This is a genomic window from Nocardioides sp., assembly GCF_031422975.1.
Taxonomy (GTDB): Bacteria; Actinomycetota; Actinomycetes; order Propionibacteriales; family Nocardioidaceae; genus Nocardioides.
In genome coordinates, this window is the sequence record NZ_JANPEO010000334.1 from 1 (window position 1) to 6,239 (window position 6,239).

The 6,239-nt window shown below is 71.7% G+C and carries 6 protein-coding genes; 2 read left to right on the forward strand and 4 right to left on the reverse strand.

All coding sequences use genetic code 11. The features are described from left to right. The first annotated feature begins 223 nt into the window (after positions 1 to 223). Positions 224 to 2,269 carry a M3 family metallopeptidase gene (locus RMO85_RS10170; RefSeq protein WP_310528611.1) on the forward strand — a complete coding sequence of 682 codons (2,046 nt, stop codon included), beginning with the start codon at positions 224 to 226 and terminating at the stop codon, positions 2,267 to 2,269. 12 nt (positions 2,270 to 2,281) lie between these two features. Here RMO85_RS10170 and RMO85_RS10175 read toward each other — a convergent pair whose 3' ends face one another. From RMO85_RS10175 to RMO85_RS10190, 4 genes are read right to left on the reverse strand one after another with little or no spacing between them, the layout of a single operon-like run. After that, entirely contained in the window at positions 2,282 to 3,310 is a 1,029-nt protein-coding gene (locus RMO85_RS10175; protein ID WP_310528612.1) for an NAD(P)H-binding protein, read from the reverse strand. Position 3,311: 1 nt separating this feature from the next. Then, a complete protein-coding gene (locus tag RMO85_RS10180; protein WP_310528613.1) occupies positions 3,312 to 3,773 on the reverse strand; it encodes an SRPBCC family protein in 462 nt (153 codons plus the stop codon). A 25-nt stretch (positions 3,774 to 3,798) separates the two neighbouring features. Continuing rightward, positions 3,799 to 4,668, reverse strand: coding sequence for an SDR family oxidoreductase (locus RMO85_RS10185; RefSeq protein ID WP_310528614.1), 870 nt, complete (start codon positions 4,666 to 4,668; stop codon positions 3,799 to 3,801). Beyond that, a complete protein-coding gene (locus RMO85_RS10190; protein WP_310528615.1) occupies positions 4,665 to 5,441 on the reverse strand; it encodes an SDR family oxidoreductase in 777 nt (258 codons plus the stop codon). Before RMO85_RS10190 ends, RMO85_RS10185 begins: the two co-directional genes overlap by 4 nt. 40 nt (positions 5,442 to 5,481) lie before the next feature. Between RMO85_RS10190 and RMO85_RS10195 the strand changes: the two genes are divergently transcribed. Continuing rightward, positions 5,482 to 6,239 (forward strand): enoyl-CoA hydratase family protein (locus RMO85_RS10195; RefSeq protein WP_310528616.1); only part of this gene is annotated, 758 nt, incomplete at its 3' end.

Genomic DNA, 6,239 nt, shown 5'->3' on the forward strand with positions numbered 1-6,239 from the left:
GCCGACCACGTCGCCGGGGGCGACGGTCAGGTCCAGGGACTCGAACAGGGTGCGGTGTCCGTGGCCGCCGGCCAGGTCCTTCGCTACCAGGGTGCCACTCACCGGCCCAGCGTAGGTGGGCCGGTCGCGGTCGCCGTACACGCCCACCCACCGGGCGAGAGCCGTGACCAGGTCTGAGGATGACCGCCGAGGGGCTGTCAGGGCCGTTTGCTTTGATGGCGACATGACCAACTCGCTGCTGAGCCCGTCGACCCTGCCCTTCGACCTGCCCGACTACGCCAACCTGCGTGACGCGGACTTCCGCGAGGCGATCGAGCAGGGCATGGCAGCTCACCTGCTCGAGCTCGATGCGATCGCCGGCGAGACCGGGCCGGCGACTGTCGCAGGCGTCCTCGAGGCATGGGAGCGGAGCGGCAGCCTCCTCACCCGCGCGATGAACGCGTTCTGGGTCGCGAAGGCCGCCGACACCAACGACGAGCGCGACGCGATCGAGGAGGACATCGCGCCCAGGCTGGCCCAGCACCAGGACGCGATCCTGCTCAACGCCTCGCTCTACGCACGGCTGACCCAGCTGCGCGATGGCCGCGACCGCGGCGAGGTCACCCTGGACGCACAGGAGGCGCACCTGCTCAGCGAGCGGCTCAAGGACTTCGAGCGCGGCGGTATCGCGCTGCCCGAGGACCAGCAGGCGCGACTGCGCGAGCTCAACACCGAGCTCGCGACCCTGTCCACCAGGTTCGACCAGCTGCTCGTGGCCGGTCGCAACGCCGCCAGCGTGCTGATCACCGACCAGGCCGAGCTCGACGGGCTCGACGAGGGCGAGAAGGCCGCGGCGAAGGAAGCCGCCGAGGAGGCGGGCCAGCACGGCTGGCTGCTGACGATCACCAACACCACCGGCCAGCCCGTCCTCGCCGCCCTGAGCAACCGGACGGTCCGCGAGCGCGTCTGGAGGGCCAGCGCCGAGCGCGGGTTGTCCGCCGGCGAGCACGACACGCGCGCCGTACTCCTCACCATGGCCAGGCTGCGCGACGAGCGCGCCCGTCTCCTCGGCTACCCGCACCACGCGGCATACGCCGCCGAGGACGGCTGCGCCCGCAGCACCGACGCGGTCAACCAGATCCTCGGGCGTCTCGGTCCCGCCGCCTATGACCTCGTCCGGGCCCGCGGCGAGCAGCTCCAGGCCCACCTGCAGATGCTCGAGCCGGGGGCCACGCTGGCCGCCTGGGACTGGGCGTACGTCGACAGCCAGCTCCGTCAGCACGACGCCGAGCTCGACCAGGGCGCCCTGCGGCCCTACCTCGAGTTCGACCGCGTCCTGACCGACGGCGTGTTCGCCGCCGCGACCGCGCTCTACGGCATCACCTTCCACCGGCGCGAGGACCTCGTCGGCTACACCCCCGACGCCCGCGTCTACGAGGTGCGCGAGGAGAACGGCGACCACCTCGGCGTCGCCGTGATCGACCCCTACACGCGCCCCACCAAGCAGGGTGGCGCCTGGATGACGAGCATCGTCGACCAGAGCCACCTCCTGGCCGCCTCGCCGGTCGTGACCAACACCTGCAACTTCGCACCGCCGGCTCCCGGCAGCCCGAGCCTGCTGTCGTGGGACAACGTGATCACGTTGTTCCACGAGTTCGGCCACGACCTGCACGGCCTGCTCTCCGACGTCCGCTTCCCCAGTCGCAGCGGCACGTCGGTGCCCCGAGACTTCGTCGAGTTCCCCAGCCAGGTCAACGAGATCTGGGCCCGAGAGCCCAGCCTGCTGGCGGCCTACGCGCGACACCACGAGACCGGCGCCCCCCTGCCGGCGGACATGCTCGCGCAGCTGCTGGACACCTCCGGCAAGGAGACCTACCGCTACGCCGAGCTGCTGAGCGCGATGATCCTGGACCAGGCGTGGTACCAGACCCCGGCCGCCGACCTGCCGACCGATCCCGAGGGCGTCGAGGCCTTCGAGCTCGCGGCGCTGGACAAGGCCGGGGTCGGCTACGCGCCGGTGCCGCCGCGCTACCGGTCGACGTACTTCCACCACATCTTCGGTGGCGGCTACTCCGCGGCCTACTACTCCTACCTGTGGTCGGAGATCATGGACGCCGACACGGTCGCGTGGTTCGTCGCCCAGGGCGGCATGACCCGCGCGGCCGGCGAGCACTTCCGGCGCGCCCTGCTGGGCGCGGGCGGATCGGCCGACGCGATGGAGTCCTACCGCACCTTCCGTGGTGGAGACCCGGACCTCGCCCACCTGCTCGAGCGGATCGGTGCCGCGTAGCGCACCGGGTGGCTACAACGAGCGGAGCCGGTGCCACGCGAGGCTCGCACCGGCCCGCACGGACCGCGGCGCGGGCAGCCGATCGAACAACGGCGCCCGTTGCCGGGTCCAGTCGGGATCACTCGGCAACGGACCCTCCAGGCCGACCCCGGCCACGGCCCGCTGCATCGCCGCCCGCACCGTCGTGAGCGGCTCCCCGGAGGCCGGCGTCCAGGTTGCCTCCGGCCGGCAGACCATGTCATGGCGGAGCGAGGCCACCAGCGCGGTGACGGTCCAGAACGGAGCCTGCACCAGACTGGCCGTGCCGGCTGCGACCAACGGCGCGGGGGCCAGCAACACCGGTATCCGTACGCGCAGCAGTCGAGCGGCCCGGCTGTAGGCGGCGAGCAGCCGCGGATAGCGCAGGACATCGGGGCCTCCGATGTCGACCGTGCCGCTCAGCGCTGAGTCGGGCGCGAAGGCCTCGACCAGCGCGCGCACGGCGTCGGTGACCGCGATCGGCTGGATCCTCGAGCGCAGCCACCACGGCACCGGCTGGACGACCAGCAGCGAGGCGAGCTGGCGGATCACCTCGAACGACGTCGAGCCGGCGCCGATGATCACGCCGGCGCGCAGGGCGACGGTGGACGCGGAGGAGCGCAACAGCTCCTCCTCGACCTCGAGGCGGGAGGCGATGTGGGGCGAGAGCTCGTCGCGGGGCACGTCCGGGACGAGCCCGCTGAGGTAGACCAGTCGCGTCACCGAAGCGGCATCGACACCTCGCCGGACGACCTCGGCACCCAGCAGGTCCGGGCCCGAGAACCCGCGCCTGCTCAGCGAGTGCACGAGGTAGCAGACGGCGTCGACATCGACGAGTGCTGCCTCCACGTCGGCGGTCGAGGTCACGTCGCAGCGCATCCAGTCGACCGACGACCCCCAGTCGAAGCGTGACGGCGAGGGGTCCGAGGACGACGCCGCGACAACGACATGGCCCTCGTCGAGGAGGGCAGGGATCAGCCGGGAGCCGACATAGCCGGTGGCGCCGAGCACGAGGATCCGCATGTCACTCCCCCAGGTGGCGCAGCATGTTGGCCGAGAAGCGCCGGCCCATGGCTGCGACGATGCCGTGCATCACGGTCTCCACGGCGATCCGCGACAGCCTCGGCAGCGGCAGGTCGCACCAGATCTCGAGGTCGATCGCGACCCGGGTGCCCGTGCCGGCGGACGTCAGCTCGTAGTGGCCCTCGACGCCGGTGCGTTCGTGGGTCTGTGCCGAGTCGTGCGCGAAGCCGATGAGGGTGGGTTCGTCGAACGTCATCACCTCGGTGAAGGTGGGCGTGATCGTCGCGCTCATCACCGGGATCCGGGTCAGGTGCCAGGTCCAGCGCTCGCCGTCCACGTCGATGTGCCTGAGGTAGGGCGTGAGGACGGGCAACAGCTCCGGGTCGGTCAGGACGTGCCACACGCGCTCGGGCGCGGAGTGCAGTGTCGCCTGGGACCGGGTGCGGGCGCGGAATCGATTCACGTGGCAGAGCCTAGGGATCAGCCGGTTATGCGCCGTAGACCGGCTCCGGCTCGGCGCCCTCGGCAGCCATCGCGCGCACCGCGTCACCCACTTCGCCGGCCTGCCAGCGACGGCCGAGGTCGCGCGACGCCCCGTGTCGCCAGCCGTCCTCGAGGGTGAGCTTCCCGCCCTCGATCTCGAGCACCCGCCCGGTCAGCTCGCAGTCCACCGACGACAGCCAGGCGACGATCGGCGAGTTGTCCTCCGGCTCCGGCAGCCTGGCGTCGAAGACGCCCTCGGTCATCCGGGTCCGCGCGACCGGCGCGATCGCGTTGACCGCCACGCCGACGCGGGCCAGCTCGGCGGCGGCCACCAGGGTCAGGCCCACGATCCCGGCCTTGGCCGCAGCGTAGGCCGCCTGCCCGATCGAACCCTGCAGCCCGGCGCCGGACGAGGTGTTGATGACGCGGGCCACGCGCTGGCGCTCGGACTTCGACTCGAGCCGCCAGTACGCCGCGGCGTGCCGCAGCGGCGCGAAGTGTCCCTTCAGGTGCACCCGGATCACCGCGTCCCACTCGTCCTCGGTGGCGTTGACGAGCATCCGGTCCCGCACGAAGCCGGCATTGTTGATGAGGATGTCGAGCCCACCGAAGGTGTCGATCGCCTGGGTGATCAGCTCGGCGGCCTGCGCGAAGTCGGCCACGTCGGCGCCGTTGGCGACCGCCTCGCCGCCCATGGCCAGGATCTCCGCGACCACCTCATCGGCCGGCGAGTCCTGCTTCTCCCCCGCCAGCGAGACACCGAGGTCGTTGACGACCACCGTCGCGCCCTGCCGCGCGAGCTCGAGCGCGTGGGCGCGGCCGATGCCCCGGCCGGCTCCGGTGACGATGGCGATGCGGCCCTCGAGGAGTCTCATGCGAGCCCCTTGCCGAGGTGGTCGAGGACGTGGGAGAAGATCGGCGGCTCGCCGCCACCGTGGCACTCGATCGTGGCGCCGGAGACGTAGGACGCCAGGTCGCTGGCGAGGAAGACGGCGACGTTGCCGACCTCGTCCGGTCGGGCCATCCGGCCGAGCGGGATGGTGGCCTCGATCGCGGCCACCGTCTCGTCCCCGCCGTAGTGGTCGGCGGTCCGCGACGTCCGGCAGAGCCCGACGCTGATCGCGTTCATCCGCACCCGCGGCGCCCACTCGACCGCCAGGGAGCGGGTCAGCGAGTCGAGGCCGGCCTTCGCCGCGCCGTACGCCGCGGTGCCGGGCGAGGGACGCAGCGCACTGATCGACGACACGTTGACGATCGAGCCGCCGGACTCCTGGGACTGCATGACCGCGTTGGCGGCCTGCGCCATCAGCAACGGGGCGCTCAGGTTGAGCCCGAGGATCTTGTCGTGGAGGTTCGAGGAGGCGTCGGCAGCCAGGGCGTACGGCGACCCGCCGGCGATGTTCACGAGCACAACGAGGCGTCCGTGGGCCGCGACGAACCTCGCCACCAGGGCCTTCACCGCAGCCGGGTCACGCACGTCGCACTGCAGATGGGTCGTGCCGGGCGCGGGCACCGCCACCTCCGACCGGGCACAGGTGATCACGACGGCGCCGGCGTCGGCGAACCGGGCGGCGATGCCGGCTCCGATGCCCCGGGTGCCGCCGGTGACGAGCACCACGCGGTCGGACAGGTCGAGGGAGAGGCTCACGCCGCCACCCTACCAAGCAATTGCTTGGTAGGGTGGCGCCATGATCTCCTCCGACCTGCGCGACGACGGCATCCGCGTGATCACCATGGCCGCGCCGCCGGTCAACGCCCTCACCGTGCAGGGCTGGTTCGACGTGGCGGCCGCGCTCGACGAGGCCAGCGCCGACGCCGCGACCAAGGTGGTGATCCTGCGCGCCGAGGGCAAGGGCTACAACGCCGGCGTGGACATCAAGCAGATGCAGGACAGCGAGGGCTTCGATGCCCTCATCGGTGCCAACAAGGGCTGCTTCGCCGCCTTCAAGGCGGTCTACGAGTGCTCGGTGCCCGTGATCGCCGCGGTCCACGGCTTCTGCCTCGGCGGCGGTGTCGGCCTCGTCGGCAACGCCGACATCGTGATCGCCAGTGACGACGCCTACTTCGGCGTGCCGGAGGTGAAGCAGGGTGCGCTCGGTGCGGCCACCCACCTGGCGCGCCTGGTCCCCCAGCACCTCATGCGCACGCTCTACTTCACGGCGCGCACGATCGCGGCCGGCGAGCTGGTCCAGCACGGCTCCGTCTACGAGGTGGTCCCGCGTGAGCGCCTCGACGACGCCGCGCTCGCCCTCGCCGCCGACATCGCCGACAAGGACACCCGGGTCATCCGGGCCGCCAAGGAAGCGCTCAACGGGATCGACCCGGTCGACGTGAACAAGAGCTATCGCTTCGAGCAGGGCTTCACCATGGAGCTCAACCTCATGGGCGTCAGCGACGAGCTGCGCGACACGTTCGTGCATCGGCACGGCGCGAGCACCGACCGGGT